This is a genomic window from Blastomonas sp. CCH1-A6 (assembly GCF_001556365.1).
Lineage (GTDB): Bacteria > Pseudomonadota > Alphaproteobacteria > Sphingomonadales > Sphingomonadaceae > Blastomonas > Blastomonas ursincola.
The window spans coordinates 1-1479 of sequence record NZ_LSIS01000133.1 but is presented as its reverse complement, the minus strand read 5'-3'; the positions used below and the strand labels follow the sequence as shown (position 1 = coordinate 1479).

The window sequence follows — 1479 nt, the reverse complement described above, 5'->3', positions numbered from 1 at the left end:
GGGCAGGCTGTGGAAACAGGCGGCGAAGCCCGGCTCGGAGCGCTGGAACGAGGTGATGGAAACGCTGCTGAAACGCGGCTTCACCATCGATCCGACCTTCACCGCCTATCTTGCCAGCCGTGACCTGATGCGGATGAACCGCGCGGTCTGGCATAACGAATACACCATGCCCGCCTTGTGGGACTGGTACCGCCCCAGCCGGATCAATCACGGCAGCTACTGGTTCGACTGGACCACCGAACGGGAGATGGACTGGAAGGAGAATTTCCGGCTGTGGATGGCCTTCGTCAACGAATACAAGAACCGTGGCGGGCGCGTCACCGTCGGGTCTGACGCGGGCTATATCTACAACACCTATGGCTTCGGCTATATCCAAGAGATGGAGCTGCTGCGCGAGGCTGGGTTCAGCCCGCTCGAGGTGATCAACGCGGCGACGCAGCAGGGCGCGCGGCTGCTCGGCCATGATGCTGATATCGGCACGATCGAGCCGGGCAAGAAGGCGGACCTCGTCATCGTCAAGGGCAATCCCATCGCCAACCTGAAGCTGCTCTTTGCCACCGGCACGCTCAAGCTCGACGATACGACCGGCAAGGCGCAGCGCGTCGGCGGTATCGCGTGGACGGTGAAGGACGGCATTTTCTACGAGGGCAAGGCACTGCGCGCGGATATCCGCGCGATGGTGGCCCGCTCCAAGGCCGAACGCGGACTGCCGCCCGGCTATATGACCATCGAACAGGAAGATCTGACCCAATGACCCTGACCGGCCAGTATTTCATCGCGGGCGAACGCCGCGGCCATGGCGAGATATTCCACGCCTATGATCCGGCCAGGGGCGCGAGCATCACCGATATCGGCTTTTTCAGTTCCGATGAGCGCGACATTGCCGATGCCTGCGCGGCCGCCGAAGACGCTGCGGTTTCCTATGCCGATCTGCCGCTGGAACGCCGCGCGGCGTTTCTGGAAGCCATTGCCAGCGAGATCGAAGGCTTGGGCGATGCCCTGCTCTCCCGCGCGGCCGCCGAATCGGGCCTGCCGCTCGCCCGCCTCACCGGCGAGCGCGGGCGCACCTGCGGCCAGCTGCGGCTGTTCGCCGCCGAAGTGCGCGACGGCCAGTGGCTCAAGCTGCGCATCGACCATGCCGACCCGGCGCGCACCCCGCCCAAGCCCGACCTGCGCCTGCGCATGATCCCGCTGGGGCCGGTCGCGGTGTTCGGCGCGTCCAACTTCCCGCTCGCCTTCTCGACCGCAGGCGGCGACACCGCCTCAGCGCTGGCCGCAGGCTGCCCGGTGGTGGTCAAGGGGCACCCCGCGCATCCCGGCACCGCCGAGCTGGTCGCAGGCGCGATTACCCGCGCGGCTGCGGCGACCCAAATGCCCGCCGGCGTGTTCAGCCTGGTCACCGGTACCGGTAACGCCATCGGCGCTGCTCTGGTCGCCGATCCGCGCATCCAGGCGGTGGGCTTTACCGGATCGCGCAGC

2 protein-coding genes are annotated in these 1479 nt (G+C 66.7%); both read left to right on the top strand.

Translation table 11 applies throughout. The annotated features are described in order from the left end of the window. A partial coding sequence (locus tag AX735_RS05215; protein WP_156447426.1) for an amidohydrolase family protein occupies nucleotides 1-754 on the top strand: 754 nt, incomplete at its 5' end. Continuing rightward, on the top strand, nucleotides 751-1479 hold a 729-nt coding region (locus tag AX735_RS05210; RefSeq protein WP_156447425.1), incomplete at its 3' end, for an aldehyde dehydrogenase family protein. The genes AX735_RS05215 and AX735_RS05210, both read left to right, overlap by 4 nt.